The organism is Salinivibrio sp. HTSP (assembly GCF_003390965.1).
Classification (GTDB): domain Bacteria; phylum Pseudomonadota; class Gammaproteobacteria; order Enterobacterales; family Vibrionaceae; genus Salinivibrio; species Salinivibrio kushneri.
The window spans coordinates 53,858-71,568 of sequence record NZ_PXUD01000006.1; the positions used below are offsets into that span (position 1 = coordinate 53,858).

Below are 17,711 nucleotides of genomic sequence, written 5' to 3' on the forward strand. Positions count from 1 at the left end.
AAAGACAGAAAGGTCAATAAAAACCCTGAACTTAGTGGGCTTCTCCCCAGTTATCGCCGAACCCTGCTTCGGCGATCAAAGGCACATCCAAGTCAGCCGCTGACGCCATCAATTTCCGTACTTGGCTTTCAACTTTGGACATTGATGACGTTTTAACTTCCAACACCAGTTCATCGTGTACCTGCATCACCAGGCGAGCCTCATCCGCGGCGTTGGCTTGGATCCATTGATCAACCAGTATCATCGCACGCTTGATAATATCGGCTGCCGTCCCTTGCATCGGCGCATTGATTGCCGCGCGCTCGGCCCCTTTACGACGCATGCCGTTTCGTGATTTTATTTCAGGCAGATATAGGCGACGACCAAAAATGGTTTCCACGTAGCCTTTTTCCGCCGCTTGCTCACGGGTGCGTTCCATGTAGGCCTTCACGCCTGGATAACGCTCAAAATAAGTATCCATGTAACTTTGTGCTTCATGGCGACCAATCCCTAATTGACGAGATAAGCCAAAGGCACTCATGCCATAAATCAGGCCAAAGTTGATCGCTTTGGCGCGGCGACGCTGTTCACTGGTGACTTCATCGAGGCGGATACCCATCACTTCGGCTGCGGTGGCGGCGTGAATATCTTTGCCCTCTCGGAACGCTTCTAGCAAGGCTTTATCACCAGATAAATGCGCCATAATCCGCAATTCGATTTGCGAGTAATCCACCGCCAAAATGGTATTATCCGCGTCTGCCGTAAAGGCCTCGCGAATCCGACGCCCCTGCTCGTTACGAATGGGGATATTTTGTAAGTTCGGATCGGTGGACGATAAGCGTCCCGTCGCAGTGACGGCTTGATGATACGAGGTATGCACGCGGCCCGTTTGCGCATTAATCATGCGCGGCAATTTGTCCGTGTACGTCGATTTGAGTTTTGCCAGTCCACGGTATTCCAAAATCCGCGCAGGTAGCGGGTAATCGAGTGAGAGCTCTTGCAGCACTTCCTCATTGGTTGAAGGGCTCCCTGATGGGGTTTTCTTCACCACCGGCAGGCCCATTTTCTCAAACAAAATTGCTTGTAGTTGCTTGGGCGAGCTTAAGTTGAACTCTTCGCCGGCAATCTCAAAGGCTTCACGCTCAAGCTCAATCAAACGAGTATGTAGCGCCTCTGATTGGGTCGCCAGCTTGTCTTTGTCGATTAACACGCCATGACGTTCCATGCGCGACAGCACGCTGACCAGCGGCATCTCGTAGCACTCAAAAATGGTTTTTAGTTTCTCGTCACTGGTGACTTTCCCAATCAGGTATTGGTGCAAACGCAACGTAATGTCGGCATCTTCCGCCGCATAAGGTGCCGCTTGCTCAAGCGGGATTTGGTTAAAAGTCAGTTGTTTCTTGCCTTTCCCGGCAATCTCTTCAAAGCTGATGCAGGTATGCTGCAAGTAGCGCTCAGCGAGGCTATCCATGTCATGACGTCCCGCCACACTGTTATAGACGTACGATTCTAGCATGGTGTCATAGGCGATCCCTTTTAAGGTGATCCCGTGACGCGCAAACACACTGGCATCATATTTCAGATTTTGACCGACTTTCGCCGCTGAAGGATCTTCCAACCAAGGGCGTAATACGTCAAGCACCTGATCCAGCGATAACTGCGCAGGCGCTTCCAGGTAATCATGAGCTACCGGCACATAAGCCGCTTCACCCGGCGCGACGGCAAATGAAATCCCAACCAGATTGGCTTCCATATAGTTGAGGCTATCGGTTTCCGTATCCACCGCGACCACCTCAGCATCACGGATTTTTTCAAGCCAACTATCCAGCGCGTCGCGTGTCAGAACGGTCTGATAACCACTGCGGTCAATCGTGGCCGCTTGCGAGATAGGCTCATCAGACACCGCCTCTTCTGGCGCATCACCTTCATCCAGCTCTTTGAGCCAGCGGCGGAATTGCAAGTCACGATACATGGCCACCAAGGTGTCATTATCAGGCTCTTGCTTGACCAGCTGTTCAGGGGTGAAGTCCAGTTCAACGTCCAATTTTATCGTTGCTAACTGGTGTGACAAATAAGCCGACTCTTTATGCTCTGTCAGTTTCTTCGCCATGCTCTTCGCACCACGGAAACCAAGGTCGGCGATACGCTCAAGGCTGGCGTAAATATCATCCAAGCCGCCCAGATTGGCAATCAACGCGGTCGCGGTTTTATCACCGACCCCAGGTACACCGGGAATGTTATCGACTTTGTCGCCCATCAAGGCAAGATAATCAATCATATGCTCAGGACCAAAGCCATACTTCTCACGCACCGCCTCAGGATCCATCACCACATTGGTCATGGTGTTGATTAAGGTGACATGCTCATCCACCAGCTGCGCCATATCTTTATCACCCGTACTGATAAGCACCGGCATCCCCGTTTGTGAGGCTTGCGTGGCGAGCGTGCCAATCACATCATCGGCTTCCACCCCTTCTACCGCGAGTAAAGGCAAACCCATGGCTTTGATAATCTTGTGCAAAGGTTCAATTTGCCCGCGTAGATCATCTGGCATCGGTGGACGATTGGCTTTGTATTGTTCATACATGTCATCGCGGAACGTCTTCCCTTTGGCATCAAAAATCACCGCCACGTGTGAATGTGGATACTGTCGCAACAAGCTGCGCAGCATATTGACCACCCCAAAAACCGCGCCCGTGGGCTCGCCTTGGCTATTAGTGAGATTAGGGGACGCATGGTATGCCCGGTAAAGATACGAAGAGCCATCCACAAGGATTAACGGATTGTCGGGAAGAGTTGCCATATCAGAATCTTGATCGCCAGTTAAACACGTTAGCCGTTAAGCATGCCACGAGTCTCGACCCCTGTTAACCATGGTTTTTCCCACAAGGTCGCCAATCTGTGGATAACTTTGTTGGTAATTATTTTATAGGGTTTTGATTTTGTCTAAACAAACATAAGAAATGGATTTTTTATTAAATAAAAACATTAACTTAGGCAAAATCACAGGATCTGGATCTTGATCGAAAAAGGATCCTGTGGTGTGGAAAAAGAAATCGCTACTGGCGTCAAAGGTTGCAGAGAAAGTCATCACAAACTGCGGAGATAATCACCAATTTCTCTTGCGATCTTGGCTACTATTTCGCATAAGCCCTTGGCCAATGCGACACTGTTAGATGCAATTAAGCGTAGACGACGCTTTAAGCATTGCCCACTCGGATTGCAATATTTTAAATGCCGATACAAGGAGAGCGTGATGAAAAAGGTGGCTGTGATCTTATCTGGCTGCGGCGTGTTTGATGGTGCCGAGATCCAAGAAACTGTGTTATCCCTACTGGCCCTCGAGCAAAACGATGCTCAATGGCAGTGCTTTGCCCCAGATATCGATCAGCACCATGTTATTAACCATCGTACTGGCGAAGCGATGAGCGAAACGCGTAATGTGCTCACTGAAGCCAGCCGCATTGTGCGTGGAGAGATACTTCCGCTAACTGATTTGAACGCCGATGACTTCGACGCCCTACTGGTTCCTGGCGGTTTTGGTGCCGCAAAAAACTTATCGGACTTTGCTTACAATGGCGATCCGGTTCAGGTACACCAAGATATGTTTGCAGTGTGTCAGGCCTTTGCCCGTTCCGAGAAGCCTGCTGGCTATATGTGTATCGCCCCGATCATGATCCCGCAGATCTACCCAAAAGGCGTCAAAGGCACCATTGGTAATGAGCCAGACATCGCCGCCGCCTTTAACCGTATGGGCGGTGAGCATATCGAATGTCCAGTATCGGATTATGTGTTAGACCAACGCCACCATCTGCTATCCACACCGGCCTATATGCTGGCAACATCTGTGTCGGACGCCGCGAGTGGCATCAATCGGATGGTGAAAAAACTGGTTGAGCTGGCCTAAGCACATAATAGGAAGACACAAAGAAAAAATCGACGCCGAGAGCGGCGTCGCTGTAACAGGTGAGCGCAAAAACAAAGCTGTTTGAGTAACAGTTTGCTGGCCCCAATACACTGGAAGCAATGTGAGCAATGTCGTGCCTTCAGCGCTGAGCATGTGAGCTTGGCCCTGAAGACGAGTTAACAATAACCATTATCATTAGCATTTTCAACAAATAATTTCGATGCTTTTTGATTTGTTGATCTTGTGCTCAGACTCTCTCGCTGTCATCAAACTGTCATTGCATCCACCGCCATAATGCCAACATCCATCGTTCGAAAAGCCATTACCCAGAAAAGAAAAAAGCGACACCCCGAAAGGTGTCGCCTAGCAAAAATGGGCTAACTTAATCACTGTCTGATAAGCGCCCCGCTAATACACTGGAAGCAATGTGAGCAATGTCGTGCCTTCAGGGTTAAGCATGTGGGCTTGACCCTGAGTGCGAGTTAATAATAACCATTCTCATTATCGTTTATCAAGAAAAAAATATGCTTATTTTCCACTCACTGTTCATTTATTGATCTGCTTCTCAAAATAAAGCCGGTAATCGGCAGGCTGACCTTTTTGCTCCAATGCCACCACCTGATAGCCATGACGCACCAGCATGCACACCATCGCGGTAAAGCGGTTGCGTGATTTGACCGCAAGCGTTTGATAACCAAACTCATCAACCCACGCTTCTTGAGCCTTGAGTAGCGCTTTCGCTACCCCTTGACCTCGCGCCGCTTTGCTCACCCCGCCCAGCCAGCTATAAAACTGCGTCTGACTGGTGGCATAGCCTATTTTCGCCCCCACAGGCTTACCGTTTTGATACGCGACCAATACCAATGCCGTGCGTCCGGCTAATCGCGCGTGGCATTGCTCCAAGGATACTCCTGCATCCAACTCGGGCACGCTGTTTAGTACCGTTACCGCCTCCTCTAAGTGCCCAGCACGAATTTCCATCTCACCTCCTCGTATTGACGTAAAAAAAGAGCCGCGATGCGACTCTTTATTCTGCGACTGACTAGGACGTTTGCTGCACCGTCGCCGACGGGGTCACCTGTGTGATTCGTCGAATAATCAGGTTGAGCAACACTCCATACAAAGGAATAAACAGTCCCAAGCTAATAATCAGCTTAAAGGCATAGTCTACCAAAGCAATTTCAACCCAGTGCGCCGCCATAAAGGCATCTTGGCTTTGGTAAAACGCAATCGCGAAAAAGGCGAGCGTGTCTGACGCATTGCCAAACAAGGTGGAACAACTGGGCGCGACCCACCATTGGCGCTGCTGACGTAACCGATTGAACACATGAATATCTAAGATCTGACCCAGCAAGTAAGCCATGAAGCTGGCAATCGCAATCCGCGCGACGGTGAGATTAAAGCTACCCAGCTGCTCCATGCCTTGATAACTGCCTTGGTAAAACAAGACGGATAACACGTAGGAAATCAGCAGCGAGGGCACCATCACCAGCAAGATAATGCGGCGCGCCAGAGTCGGACCATAGATCCTGACGGTTAAATCAGTGGCCAAAAAAATAAACGGAAAGGTAAAGGCTCCCCAGGTGGTGTGGAAACCCCAAACCGTAAAGGGGATCTGCACCAAGTAATTACTGGAGGCAATAATGATTAGATGGAATAGAACGAGGTAACCCAGCGCTTTACGCTGCTGAGCAAGGGAAAAGTGGCTCATCGTGCACCTTTTTGTTATTGGGGGCGAGGGAACCCAAAAGACTTAGCTACCCGTCTACAGGCAGCGCGAGGTGGCGAATTATACAGCAATCAATCGCCGGTGCCAGTGCAATTTAAAGAGGCGGATGACGCGTCCACCAATGGCGCAAAAAGGCAATTACCTCGTCGCCCTCATTATCCAGCGCTTCTACCCACACGCTCTGGGTATAATGTGCCGCTTTGAGCATCAAGCGCGTGCCTTCAAAATCAATCAGCCAGGTCATCATGTCAGCGTCCTGTTGGCACTCAAGCACAGAGGCCGCGAGGGTGCCTAACAACGGCTGACAGACTTCTTTAGCATTATCCGCATCAAGCTGAGGCTGATAAAACGCCAAGGTGCTGTCGGACGCCATCAGTTGCCAGTTACTCGGTGCCATAACCAAATTCACTTACACTAAGATGATCATCAATTAAGTCCAAAAACGCATCGCCGAATTTTTCCAGTTTGCGTTGCCCGACGCCACTGACCGCTAAGAGTTCCGCTTGCGATGACGGCAGCATCTCAGCCATTTCCATCAAACTGGCATCGTTAAATACCACGTAAGGCGGAATATCTTCCTCATCGGCAATCGCTTTACGCAACTTACGCAACTTGGCAAACAATTTTTTATCGTAATGGCGCTGGCTCAGTTTGTTGGCTTTGGTGCGCGGGCTGAGGCCAATACGCGGCACCGCCAGCTCAAGGGCAATCTCGCTGCGCAGTAATGGCCGCGCTTGTTCGGTCAACTGCAGCACTGAGCTGCGGGCAATGTTTTGTACCAAGTAACCGCGGTGGATCAATTGGCGAATAATACTCACCCAGTATTCATGGCTCCACTCTCGCCCGATACCATAGGTAGAGAGCTTGTCGTGACCATGATCTTTAATGCGCTGATTTTGCATCCCGCGCAATACTTCCACCACATACCCGACCCCGAAGCTTTGGTTAACACGGTACACGCACGACAGCGCTTTTTGTGCTTGTTCGGTGCCATCAAAATGGGTGGGCGGGTCGAGACAAATATCACAGTTGCCACAAGGTGTTTGGCGGTTCTCACCAAAGTAGTTAAGGAGCACTAAACGGCGACAGGTTTGCGCTTCGGCAAACGCCCCCATCGCGGTCAGTTTATGGCTTTCGACCTGCTTTTGTGGCCCATCCGGTTTTTCTTCCAAGCAGCGATGGAGCCATCCCATGTCGGAGGGGTCATATAACAACACCGCTTCAGCCGGCAGTCCATCTCGCCCGGCACGGCCGGTTTCTTGGTAGTAAGATTCAATATTGCGCGGCACATCATAGTGCACCACAAAGCGAACATTGGGCTTGTTGATCCCCATCCCAAATGCCACGGTCGCTACCACAATGTTGACATCATCACGTTGGAACGCCTCTTGGACTGATCCGCGCGCCTCAGTGGTCATCCCTGCATGGTAAGCGGCGGCGAGCATATTGTTGTCACACAGTTTTTGAGTGACCTGCTCAACCCGCTTACGGCTATTACAATAGACAATCCCGGATTGGCCGCGTTGACCACTCAGAAACTGCACCAATTGGGCTAAAGGTTTGTGCTTTTCCAGCAAGGTGTAACGAATGTTAGGACGGTCAAAGCTACCCAGATGCACCAGCGGATCATGCAGGGCAAGGCGGGATAAAATATCCTCGCGCGTGGTGGCATCCGCGGTGGCTGTCAGCGCCATCACAGGCACGTCAGGAAAGTGCTGTTTGAGCTGGCCTAAAGAGGCATATTCGCGACGAAAGTCATGGCCCCACTGGGAAATACAGTGCGCTTCGTCGACTGCAATCAACGCCAGTTGCCACTCTGTTAAGCGATGGATAAAGTCGCGCCCCAACGCGCGCTCAGGCGACACATAGAGTAGCTTCACCTCCCCCTGATTTAACGCACGCAAGGTATCCGCTTGCGCCTCAGGCGTCATCGCTGAGTTTAAGCACGCCGCGGCAACCCCATTGGCATTAAGCTGGTCAACCTGATCTTTCATCAATGAAATCAAAGGTGAAATCACCACGGTCAAGCCGGTGCGCACCAACGCGGGGATCTGATAGCACAGAGACTTGCCTCCCCCGGTCGGCATAATCACCAAGGCATCACGCCCCGCAATCGCCGCATCAATCACCGCTTGTTGCCCCTCACGGAACTGGTGATAACCAAACACCGCTTTGAGTACCTGATGGGCAGGGCTCATGGCAGGATCAGCAATGGGGGCGTCGCTAGACGTTGACGCATCGGCATGGGCGGGGGTGGCGGACATAATCAAGCTCGTTATTCAAACTGGCGCTCATTCTACCGACACCCTGTAGGCGATGAAACCCTGAGCACAGAGAAAGGTGCTTGCGCCCATCCTTACAACTTGTTACATCTAGACAACATGCACACGTTGGTGTTCATCCCTGACCGACACTTATAACGAGACTGCGCTGTGATTCCTGATCCCAAACGTACACGCCAAGGCGTGTTATTGGCCCTGGCGGCCTACATTATGTGGGGTATCGCCCCCATGTACTTTAAAACGGTCAACCATATTCCGGCGCCGGAAATTTTAGCGCACCGGGTATTGTGGTCGTTTGTCTTTTTGGCATTGCTGCTTTTTTTCACCCGTCGTTTTTATCAGCTCAAGCCAATTATTCGCGAACCGAAAAAGCTGTTGATGTTAATGCTCACCTCTTGCTTTATTGGCTGTAATTGGCTGATTTTTATCTGGGCGATTGTTAATAACCGCATGCTGGATGCCAGCCTTGGCTACTACATTAATCCACTGGTGAACGTGGCGCTGGGGATGATCTTTCTTGGTGAGCGTTTCCGCCGTCTGCAGTGGCTTGCCGCCGCGCTGGCGTTGGTGGGAGTGTTAGTGCAACTGATCACCTTTGGTTCACTGCCTTGGATTGCGTTGGTGCTGGCCACCAGTTTTGCGATTTACGGCTTACTGCGCAAAAAAATCAATCTCCCTGCGGTGCCGGGTTTGTTTGTGGAAACCTGCACACTCTTGCCCGTTGCGCTGATTTATCTGTGGCAGTTTGCCGATACACCCAGCGCCAACCTGCTCGATAACCCCATCAGCCTGAATATGCTACTGGCCGCTGCCGGTTTGATCACTACGGTGCCTTTACTGTGCTTTACCGGCGCCGCCACCCGCTTACCCTTGACGGTATTGGGCTTTTTCCAATATATCGGCCCCAGCTTAATGTTTTTACTTGCCGTCGGCTTGTATGACGAACCCTTTACCCCAGATAAAGCCACTACCTTTGCCTTTATTTGGGCCGCCTTGGCAATATTTAGCTTTGATGCCTATCGAGCTAAGCGCCAGCAAGAAGCCAAGATAGAGACCACGCCTTTGTCAGCAGGAAAATCAGGATGAATGAGTTCGCTATTCTCGCCACGCTGGCGGGGGTACATATGATTGCACTGCTCAGCCCTGGGCCCGACTTTGCCTTGGTGCTCCAAAATGCGACCCGTTATGGCCGTGCCACTGGCTTGGCGATTGCGCTGGGGTTATCACTCAGTATTTTGGCACACACAATATTGAGCATTACCGGCATCAGTCTATTGGTGCATCAGCACCCGCAACTGTTTATGTGGGTGCAAGTGGCAGGAGGCAGTGTGCTGATGTATTTAGGCCTTAGCGCGATTAAAGGCTTGCTCGCCGCCACCACAGCGCCGGCGCAAACCACCAATGATGCGCCTGCGGTACGCGGCCAAAAACAGGCCTTTTGGAAAGGGGTACTGACCAACCTTTTCAACCCGAAAGCCTTGGTGTTTTTTATTTCGTTGATGAGTACCTTGGTGCCGGCCAGCATGTCTGCCAGTGGCAAAGCCATGGCCGTGGCGGTGGTGTTCCTACTCTCATTAGGCTGGTTTTCTTCGCTCGCCTGGCTGCTATCAGGCAGTCGCGTACAGCAAGTACTCACCAAGGTCGCCCCGGTTATCGATGGCCTGTGTGCGCTGTTGTTTTTGCTGCTAGGTGGCGCGGTTGTGTGGCAAGCCGGCGTGTTCGGCTAACACCGCGGCCGAAAAAATGCAGGCAATCGAGTCAATACCAATACGCCCAGCCAAGGCTGGGCGTATGTGACGTTTTTTGGCGTTAAGCAGCCGAGATTAAAGCGCTTCCAGTTTGGCGTACTGAGTCACCAACCACTTAATCCCTTCCCCATTAAAGGCAACTTGCACGCGGCTTTGTCCGCCACTGCCTTCAAAGTTGATGATGGTGCCTTCACCAAACTTAGGGTGTTGAACCCGCTGACCCAAACTAAATCCGGTTTGATTAAAGTTCTCTTGGGTCTGCGTTTTGGAAAAACGGCCACCGCTGGCGGCAGGGCGTGAGACATTGGCACGCATGCGCACTTCTTCCAAGCAGGCCTCGGGCAGCTCACGAATAAAGCGCGAGATCTTATGGAACATGTCTTTGCCGTAAACACGGCGCATTTCTGCGTAGGTCAGATAGAGTTTTTCCATCGCTCGCGTCATGCCAACATAGCAAAGGCGACGCTCTTCTTCTAAGCGGCCCGCTTCTTCGGCTGACATCTGACTGGGGAACATGCCCTCTTCCACCCCGACCATAAAGACTAAGGGGAACTCAAGACCTTTGGCACTGTGTAAGGTCATCAATTGGACCGCATCATCAAACTCATCCGCTTGCCCTTCACCGGCCTCAAGGGCAGCGTGGGCCAAGAACGCCGACAGCGGTGTCATGCCTTCCGCTTCCGCCTCTTCGGGCGGCGTAAATTGGCGCGTGGCCGTCACCAACTCTTCCAAGTTATCGACGCGTGCTTGCGCTTTTTCGCCTTTTTCTTGCTCGTACATGGCGCGCAAGCCGGAGTGACGGATCACGGCATCGGTCTGTTGATACAGCGCCATGTCACGGGTGTCATCTTCTAGCGCATTGACCAGCTCGATAAACCGGCCCAATGCATTGGCTGCGCGTCCTGCCAGCGCTTTTTCTGCCAAAATTTGCTCGGCAGTGTGCCACAAGGTTTGGCCGCGATCGCGCGCCGCGCCACGAAGCGTCTCAAGGGTACGATCACCAATCCCTCGAGTGGGCGTGTTCACTACCCGCTCAAACGCCGCATCGTCATTGCGATTCGCCATCAAACGTAAATACGCCAGCGCATCTTTGATTTCTTGGCGTTCGAAAAAGCGCATGCCGCCGTAGATACGATAAGGCAGGCCGGCTTGAATTAAGGCTTCTTCCAGCACCCGAGATTGGGCGTTGTTGCGGTATAAAATGGCGCTATCAGTGAGTGCGCCGCCTTCGTCTTGCCAGGTTTTGATTTTACCGACCACAAATCGCGCTTCATCCAGTTCATTAAAACCGGCATACACAGAGATGGGCTCACCCTCTTTGCCCTCGGTCCACAGGCTTTTGCCCATCCGATCGGCATTATTTTCAATCAGGGTGTTCGCCGCTTGCAAAATCGTACTGGTTGAGCGGTAGTTTTGCTCCAAACGAATGGTCTGCGGGGTAGTGAAATCGTCCAGAAAACGCTGAATATTCTCGACTTTCGCGCCACGCCAACCGTAAATAGATTGGTCGTCATCCCCCACAATCATTACATGCGCCTGTTGGCCCGCCATCATGCGTAGCCACGCATATTGGATGTTGTTGGTATCTTGGAACTCATCCACCAAAATGTGCTGAAAACGTGCTTGATAGTGTTCGCGGATCACCGCTTTATCGCGCAATAACTCTAAGGTTCGCAGCAAGATCTCGGCAAAATCCACCAAACCGGCGCGATCACAAGCTTCTTGATACGCCTGATAAATCCGCAGCCAAGTGCTTTCGACCGGATCATGGCGGGTATCAATGTGCTTGGGACGCAAGCCTTCGTCTTTTTTGCCATTGATATACCAACTCGCTTGCTTGGCAGGCCAGTGTTTTTCATCCAAGTTTTGCGCTTTAATTAACCGGCGTAGTAAGCGCTGCTGATCGTCTGAATCAAGAATTTGGAAGTCTTGTGGCAGGTTGGCGTCCAAATAGTGGGCACGGAGAATACGATGGCAAATACCGTGGAAGGTACCACACCACATGCCAGAGGCGGTGCCTTGCATCAATTGCTCAATACGGCCACGCATTTCGGCTGCTGCTTTGTTGGTGAAGGTCACCGCCATCACCGAGAACGGCGACGCCTCTTCCACCCGCATCAGCCAAGCCATACGATGAACCAGCACCCGGGTTTTACCACTACCGGCCCCGGCAAGCACTAAATGGTTACCAAGCGGCGCGGCCACGGCGTCACGCTGTTTGTCGTTGAGTCCGTCAAGAAGAGTTGATACGTCCATCGCCACCTGCCATTTTACTGGGTATTTATACACTGGTTGGCGATTATACCAGCTCAGCGCTAAATTGCGCGCCCGATCCCGACGCAACTTTTTTAAGTATAAAATTCAGCAGTTTATCCATAACCATGCAAAAAAAACACTTAAATGATGAAAGATTGTGCAGTGTTTTCCTATCTTGATTTATAGGCCCACCACGAATCAGAGGGCTGATAACACCAACACGGAACAAGAAGAGGATACATGATGAAAAACACTAACCTAGCTGTTGCCGCTGCTGTCACAGGATTGTTGGCGGTGGGTACCACCACACTCACTAGCGCACCGGCCCATGCGGCAGAAAAAGAAAAATGCTACGGCGTCGTTAAAGCAGGGGAAAACGACTGCGCCACCAACACCAGCTCCTGTGCGGGCACGTCAACGAAAGATGGCCAAAAAGACGCTTTTGTCATGGTGCCTGAAGGCTTATGCGACCGCTTAGTCGGCGGCAGTACCTCGTCATCCTGATATGGCGCGCCCGGGCTTGCCCCGGGCTTTGTCACTCGACCACAAGGAGCGACCATGGATGAAGCAACCATTTTGACTGGCGTGGGACTCAGACAACCCCATCTCACCTACTTCGACCACTATCGCCCAAAGCTTGGCTGGTTAGAAATCCACAGTGAAAACTATTTCCGCCCTCACCGTCCGGCTTTTTCGACCTTGATGCGGTTACGTGAGGATTACGCCATCAGCTGCCATGGCGTGGGGCTGTCGCTGGGGAGCGACGAGCCGCTTGATCGGGCCCATTTATACAAGCTGTGTACACTGGTCAAACACGTCGAGCCACTGTTTGTGTCTGACCATTTAAGTTGGAGCCGGATAGATGGGCAGCACTTTCACGATTTACTCCCCCTCCCTTACACCGAGCAGGCATTGCGGGTGTTTTGCGCCAATGTGCAGCAGGTTCAAGACGCGCTGCAGCGTCCTCTGCTGATTGAAAACCCATCGAGCTATTTAAGCTTTGCTCAGGGTGACTACCACGAATGGGAATTTCTCGCCGAAGTGCACGCTCGCACGGGCTGCGATTTACTGCTCGATTTAAATAATGTTCATGTCAGCGCGTTTAACCATCATTTTAGCGCCAGCACCTACCTTGACGCGATTCCTGCCCATGCGGTGAAAGAGATCCACCTGGCAGGGTTTACCGTCAAACACACACCCGCAGGAGAGATTTGGATAGATACCCATAACCAGCCAGTTAGCGAGGCGGTGTGGACGCTCTATCAACAGTGGATTGACCGCCACGGCCCACGCCACACCCTCATTGAATGGGATAGCGACTTGCCCACGCCCGAGCGATTGTTAGCAGAAGCGGCCAAAGCCCACCACCGACTGGCTCGACACAAGGAGGCAGTATGACGCTAGCCACCCTGCAACAGGCCTTTGCGGCCACATTGCGGGACGACCCTCAGCCGCTGCCGATAAAAGACGGTCGCCTTGCCGCTGACAAGCGAGTGCAGATTTATCGCAACCATTATGTGGTCACCCTGACCGACACCTTAAAATGCGTGTATCCCAAGACCTGTGCGCTACTGGGTGAGGCGTGTTTTGACGCGGTAGCCCGTCATCATGCGATGGTGCATCCCCCGCAAACCGGGGTGATGGAAGACTATGGCGCACAGTTCGATGCGACCTTGCGCGCCCTACCCAATATTATCGAGCCCGTGCCGTGTTGCGCCGAGCTTGCCCGTTTTGAGTGGGCGCAAGTGGCGCTCACTCTCGCCCCAGCGTCTCCACCGTTTGAGGGTAGCGCGCTCGCATCGCTAAGCCCTGAACACCAAGCGCAAGTATGTTTGCCGCTCAACCATCAAGCTCGTTTGTTTGAAAGTGACTACGCGGTGAGTGACCTGTGGCAAGCGATCGCCACCGAACAGTTCGAGGGCTTGGTGGTCGAGAAGCCGCAAGCTTTATTACTGGTTGCTCACCACGACAAGGTGCATTGGTACGCGCTCAATACCCATCATGTCAACGTACTAAAAGCCTGCCCACACACACCATTAGGCGACCTGTCAGAAGCGCAACTGGCGTGTGTGTCTGAGCTCGCGGCCATGAATGCATTTACCACCCCAACGACTGCCTATACTGCTAAGGAGTAAGCCATGTGGCTAACCACAATCAATCACACCTTCACTCGCGCGCTTACCCCACTGCAACCGCTACTTCTGCTGGTAGGCCGCGTCTACGTGGCGTGGATTTTTTTTCAGTCCGGGCTGATCAAATACCAAAATTGGGACAGCACCCTATACCTGTTCGAGTTTGAGTATCAGGTGCCTTTGCTGCCGTGGCAGCTGGCCGCGTATTTAGGGACCGCAGCGGAGCTGATTTTGCCGGTATTTGTTGCTTTGGGCCTGCTCGCGCGTCCCATGACCTTAGCGCTGTTTGTGTTCAACATTGTCGCGGTCGCCTCCTACCCACTGCTATGGGAGCGTGGCTATGATGACCACATTATGTGGGGGGTGATCTTGTTGGTGGTCAGTGTGTGGGGGCCGGGTTGGTTTAACCTCGATAACTGGCTAGCCCGCAAAAAAAGCGGCAGCGATTAGCGGTGCCACTGCTGAATAAGGGTATCGAGTTCAGATAGATCGTCGATCGCCACATCCGGCAAGGTGCGACCCTTATGCATCATCGGGGACTGGCGGTCTGGGCGGATCCAACAGGCTTGCATGCCCGCTTGGCGCGCGCCAGCCACATCCGAGCTTAAGTGATCGCCCACATGTAAAATACGCGCCGGGGCGAGGTCCAAGGCCTGCGCGGCCTTATCAAACATCTCGGGGCTCGGCTTGGCCTCTCCGTGTTCACCGGCACGGAAAATATGCTGGAAAAACGGCGTCAGGCCAATCGCATCGGTGTCGACGTTACCGTTAGTGATGGCCACCAATGGTAGTTTCTCGGACCAGGCTTTTAAGTAAGCCAAATTTTGCGCCGGCGGGGTAAAGTCACTGCGATATCCGCAAAAGAAGGTCGTCGCCGCTTGAGCTTGTGCGCGCGCCTTCTCCGCGGTTAAACCAACATGCTCTCCGGCTAAGGTCAGCTGGGCAACCCGCATCGCGGTGACGTCAAAGCGTTGGGCTGGATTCTCATCACGGGCTTGGCGGCGAAATCCCGCAAGGGTGGCTTTATCAAGCGCGGCGAGCGGGGGGCAGTGCTCACTCAAATAGTCGCTTAGCGCCGCCTCCGCGCGTGCGATCACCGGCCAGTTATCGTACAAGGTATCATCCAAGTCAAAACTCACCGCATCAAACGCGTTTAAGCGACGATAAAATTTCATATCACGACTCCGAGTTGGTTTTTTTGCCTGCGCTGGGTTTACGAGCCCCTTTACTGCGGGCGCGGGGATGCGCCGCGTCATACACTTTCGCCAAGTGTTGAAAATCCAAATGGGTATAAATTTGTGTCGTGCTTAAATCGGCATGGCCAAGCAGCTCTTGCACCGCCCGCAAATCCCCAGACGACTCCAACATATGCGTGGCAAAGCTGTGGCGCAGTTTGTGAGGATTAATGTGGCTATTCACCGCCTGCTTTTGTCCCCACTCCGCCATACGTTTTTGCACGCTACGGTGCGATATTCGCTGGCCCAGTTTAGAGATAAATAGCGCCTCTTCTGGCCCTTTGAGGAGCTGGTCACGCACTTTCAGCCAGTTCATCACCCAAGTTTTGGCCATGCCGGAAAAAGGCACGATGCGCTCTTTTTCCCCTTTACCGGTGACACGCAAATCCCCTTTACGCACCGAGACATCACGCACGTTGAGATCCACCAACTCGGCTAAACGCAACCCTGCACCATACATCAGCTCCATCATCGCCCGATCCCGTACCGACAGCGGGTCGTCTTGATCCACCTCGAGCAGCTGATTCATTTCATCCACATCGAGGTTTTTCGGCAACTGGCGCCCTTGCTTGGGCGCGGCGACCCCTTTGGCCGGATTAGCCGCGAGCTGCTCGGTGAGAACGAGGTAGTCGAAAAAGCTGCGCAGTGCGGACAGCCGCAACGCAATACTGCCCGGTTTGAGGCCATCGCGTTTGGCTTGGCTCGAAATTTGTCGCACCCAGTCGGCATCTACATCTTGCCAATGAGCGATGCCCCGCGCGGTCAGAAAGTCGACAATCTTATCTAACTGGCGCTGATAATTACGTTGCGTATGGGCACTGAGGCCCCGTTCGCTGAGCTGATATTGATAAAAGCGGTCAAGAGGGACCGTCAGTGAACGGGGGGCATTAGCAGCTTGGTCAGACGTTACCGTGGTCACTGACGCTCACCCCTTTTTGCCCATTGGCTACATAAGATGGCTAAGTGCGAGGCCAGTTGTTCAATAAAGAGCGTATCCATTTCTGGCTGAAAGTGCCCGCCATCGGCGCTCGCAAAGCTCAACAGTCCCCACTCTTTGCCTTCCCCTTTAATCGGTACCAGCGCAAAAGAGCCGAGCTCCGGTGGCGTTGCCATCACCGCTTCCGCATCCACACGGCGCAAGCGCCCAAGATAACAAGGACGTCCGGCAAAATGATGGCTTTTTAATTGCTCCACCGCCTGACGTGAGATGGTCTGCAGCCCGTCGATAGGCGCATACACCCGTAAGCTAACGCTCAGTTGCAGTTGTTCGCTAAGTGCCGTTAACGCTTTTTGCACCGCTTGCGGTGTGTCGGCACGCAACAGGGCCTGATGCGCTTCAGCAAAAGCACGAAACAGGGCATCGTTTTTTGCCCCTAGGCTCATTAGCTGAGTAATGTCTTCTTCCAGCTCCGTCACCCGTTCACGCAGGCGCTTGAGTTGGATTTCCACCAGCGATACCGCACCTTGCTCACCGTGTGGCACGGTCAGCTGCGTCAGTAAATCACGATGGCGAATAAAAAAGTCTGGATTGTCTTTTAAATACGTCGCCACCGCCTCGTCGCTCAGTGGCATGGTTTCCAGTGTCGAGGCTTCTACCCCATCATTCATAATTGCCATTGTCCATCAAATACATGTGTCGCTGGGCCTGTCATTGATAAAGGGTGACCCGGCCCACGCCAGCGAATGCGTAAATCTCCACCGGGTAAACTTACCGTCACTTGCTCATCAAGCACGCCTTGCATGATCCCGACCGCCACCGCGGCACACGCGCCACTGCCACAGGCCTGGGTTTCGCCGGCGCCGCGCTCGTACACTCTAAGCTTAATCGCATTACGCGACAGGATCTGCATAAAGCCAGCATTGACCCGCTCAGGGAAGCGTTCGTGACTTTCAAGTAACGGCCCCAAGGTGTCCACGTCAGCGTGGTCGACATCCTCAACCACAGTCACCACATGCGGGTTCCCCATGCTCACGGCACCAACAAACAAGGTCTGTTCCGCCACCCGCATCAAGTAGGTTTTCTCTTGTGAGTTAGCACGAAACGGAATTTTCCCCGGTGTGAAGACCGGCTCGCCCATGTTCACGCGTACCTGATTGTCGTTTTCAATGTGCAGCAGCATTTTACCCGCTTGGGTGCTCACGCTGATCTGATGCTTATTAGTCAGGCCTTTCATTCGCACAAAGCGCGCAAAGCAGCGCGCACCGTTTCCGCATTGCGAGACTTCCGATGCGTCAGGGTTAAAAATGCGATAGTGGAAATCCGTCTCGGGATCGTAAGGCGGCTCCACGACCAATAGCTGGTCAAACCCGACGCCACGCTGGCGATCAGCCAAACGCCGAATCAGATCCGGCGAAAAAAACGCGTTTTGCGTCACACAGTCAACCACCATGAAGTCGTTGCCCAGTCCGTGCATTTTTGCAAACTGTACCTGCATGCCAATCC

General features: G+C 52.7%; 17 protein-coding genes. 7 read left to right on the forward strand and 10 right to left on the reverse strand.

Annotated elements, in window-relative coordinates:
* Window positions 1-31 precede the first annotated feature (31 nt).
* A complete protein-coding gene (gene polA / locus C7A19_RS01420; RefSeq protein ID WP_116643959.1) occupies window positions 32-2,782 on the reverse strand; it encodes a DNA polymerase I in 2,751 nt (916 codons plus the stop codon).
* Between the two features lie 453 nt (window positions 2,783-3,235).
* On the opposite strand from polA, the gene elbB reads away from it, so the two are divergent.
* Window positions 3,236-3,886 carry an isoprenoid biosynthesis glyoxalase ElbB gene (gene elbB, locus C7A19_RS01425; protein ID WP_069360781.1) on the forward strand — a complete coding sequence of 217 codons (651 nt, stop codon included), beginning with the start codon at window positions 3,236-3,238 and terminating at the stop codon, window positions 3,884-3,886.
* Window positions 3,887-4,432: 546 nt separating this feature from the next.
* Here the strand turns inward: elbB and C7A19_RS01430 are convergent.
* The 4 genes from C7A19_RS01430 to recQ form a co-directional block, all read right to left on the reverse strand.
* Window positions 4,433-4,867, reverse strand: coding sequence for a GNAT family N-acetyltransferase (locus tag C7A19_RS01430; RefSeq protein ID WP_116643960.1), 435 nt, complete (start codon window positions 4,865-4,867; stop codon window positions 4,433-4,435).
* 61 nt (window positions 4,868-4,928) lie between these two features.
* Window positions 4,929-5,597, reverse strand: coding sequence for a 7-cyano-7-deazaguanine/7-aminomethyl-7-deazaguanine transporter (locus C7A19_RS01435; RefSeq protein WP_069360779.1), 669 nt, complete (start codon window positions 5,595-5,597; stop codon window positions 4,929-4,931).
* Between the two features lie 112 nt (window positions 5,598-5,709).
* Window positions 5,710-6,012: a DUF3630 family protein gene (locus tag C7A19_RS01440; protein WP_116643961.1), complete on the reverse strand. Its 303-nt coding sequence runs from the start codon at window positions 6,010-6,012 to the stop codon at window positions 5,710-5,712.
* Entirely contained in the window at window positions 5,999-7,813 is a 1,815-nt protein-coding gene (gene recQ, locus C7A19_RS01445; protein ID WP_235607602.1) for an ATP-dependent DNA helicase RecQ, read from the reverse strand. The genes C7A19_RS01440 and recQ overlap by 14 nt, the downstream gene beginning before the upstream one ends.
* A gap of 237 nt (window positions 7,814-8,050) precedes the next feature.
* Between recQ and rarD the strand changes: the two genes are divergently transcribed.
* Both rarD and C7A19_RS01455 read left to right on the forward strand, forming a co-directional pair.
* On the forward strand, window positions 8,051-8,983 hold the full coding sequence (rarD, locus tag C7A19_RS01450) for an EamA family transporter RarD (RefSeq protein ID WP_046074498.1): 933 nt from the start codon (window positions 8,051-8,053) through the stop codon (window positions 8,981-8,983).
* The gene (locus tag C7A19_RS01455; RefSeq protein WP_096630252.1) at window positions 8,980-9,624 is read left to right on the forward strand and encodes a LysE family translocator; all 645 of its coding nucleotides are present in this window, start codon (window positions 8,980-8,982) and stop codon (window positions 9,622-9,624) included. Before rarD ends, C7A19_RS01455 begins: the two co-directional genes overlap by 4 nt.
* 96 nt (window positions 9,625-9,720) lie before the next feature.
* Here the strand turns inward: C7A19_RS01455 and uvrD are convergent, their stop codons facing one another.
* A complete protein-coding gene (gene uvrD / locus C7A19_RS01460; protein WP_077522962.1) occupies window positions 9,721-11,901 on the reverse strand; it encodes a DNA helicase II in 2,181 nt (726 codons plus the stop codon).
* 243 nt (window positions 11,902-12,144) lie between these two features.
* On the opposite strand from uvrD, the gene C7A19_RS01465 reads away from it, so the two are divergent.
* The 4 genes from C7A19_RS01465 to C7A19_RS01480 are packed head-to-tail and all read left to right on the forward strand — an operon-like array spanning window position 12,145 to window position 14,483.
* Window positions 12,145-12,405 (forward strand): DUF2282 domain-containing protein, encoded by a 261-nt coding sequence (locus C7A19_RS01465; protein WP_069360775.1) that lies wholly within the window; start codon window positions 12,145-12,147, stop codon window positions 12,403-12,405.
* 54 nt (window positions 12,406-12,459) lie between these two features.
* Entirely contained in the window at window positions 12,460-13,299 is an 840-nt protein-coding gene (locus C7A19_RS01470) for a DUF692 domain-containing protein (RefSeq protein WP_116643962.1), read from the forward strand.
* Window positions 13,296-14,036, forward strand: a complete 741-nt coding sequence (locus C7A19_RS01475) for a DNA-binding domain-containing protein (RefSeq protein WP_116643963.1) — start codon at window positions 13,296-13,298, stop codon at window positions 14,034-14,036. Before C7A19_RS01470 ends, C7A19_RS01475 begins: the two co-directional genes overlap by 4 nt.
* 3 nt (window positions 14,037-14,039) lie before the next feature.
* Window positions 14,040-14,483, forward strand: coding sequence for a DoxX family protein (locus tag C7A19_RS01480; protein WP_116643964.1), 444 nt, complete (start codon window positions 14,040-14,042; stop codon window positions 14,481-14,483).
* Here the strand turns inward: C7A19_RS01480 and C7A19_RS01485 are convergent.
* From C7A19_RS01485 to dapF, 4 genes are read right to left on the reverse strand one after another with little or no spacing between them, the layout of a single operon-like run.
* Entirely contained in the window at window positions 14,480-15,208 is a 729-nt protein-coding gene (locus C7A19_RS01485; RefSeq protein ID WP_162300225.1) for an HAD-IA family hydrolase, read from the reverse strand. The two genes, C7A19_RS01480 and C7A19_RS01485, sit on opposite strands and share 4 nt — an antisense overlap.
* Before the next feature lies 1 nt (window position 15,209).
* Complete coding sequence (xerC, locus tag C7A19_RS01490) at window positions 15,210-16,187, reverse strand: tyrosine recombinase XerC (protein ID WP_235614239.1); 978 nt, start codon at window positions 16,185-16,187, stop codon at window positions 15,210-15,212.
* Window positions 16,184-16,885, reverse strand: coding sequence for a DUF484 family protein (locus C7A19_RS01495; RefSeq protein ID WP_235614240.1), 702 nt, complete (start codon window positions 16,883-16,885; stop codon window positions 16,184-16,186). The genes xerC and C7A19_RS01495 overlap by 4 nt, the downstream gene beginning before the upstream one ends.
* The gene (dapF, locus tag C7A19_RS01500; RefSeq protein WP_069360768.1) at window positions 16,873-17,703 is read right to left on the reverse strand and encodes a diaminopimelate epimerase; all 831 of its coding nucleotides are present in this window, start codon (window positions 17,701-17,703) and stop codon (window positions 16,873-16,875) included. Before dapF ends, C7A19_RS01495 begins: the two co-directional genes overlap by 13 nt.
* Window positions 17,704-17,711 lie beyond the last annotated feature (8 nt).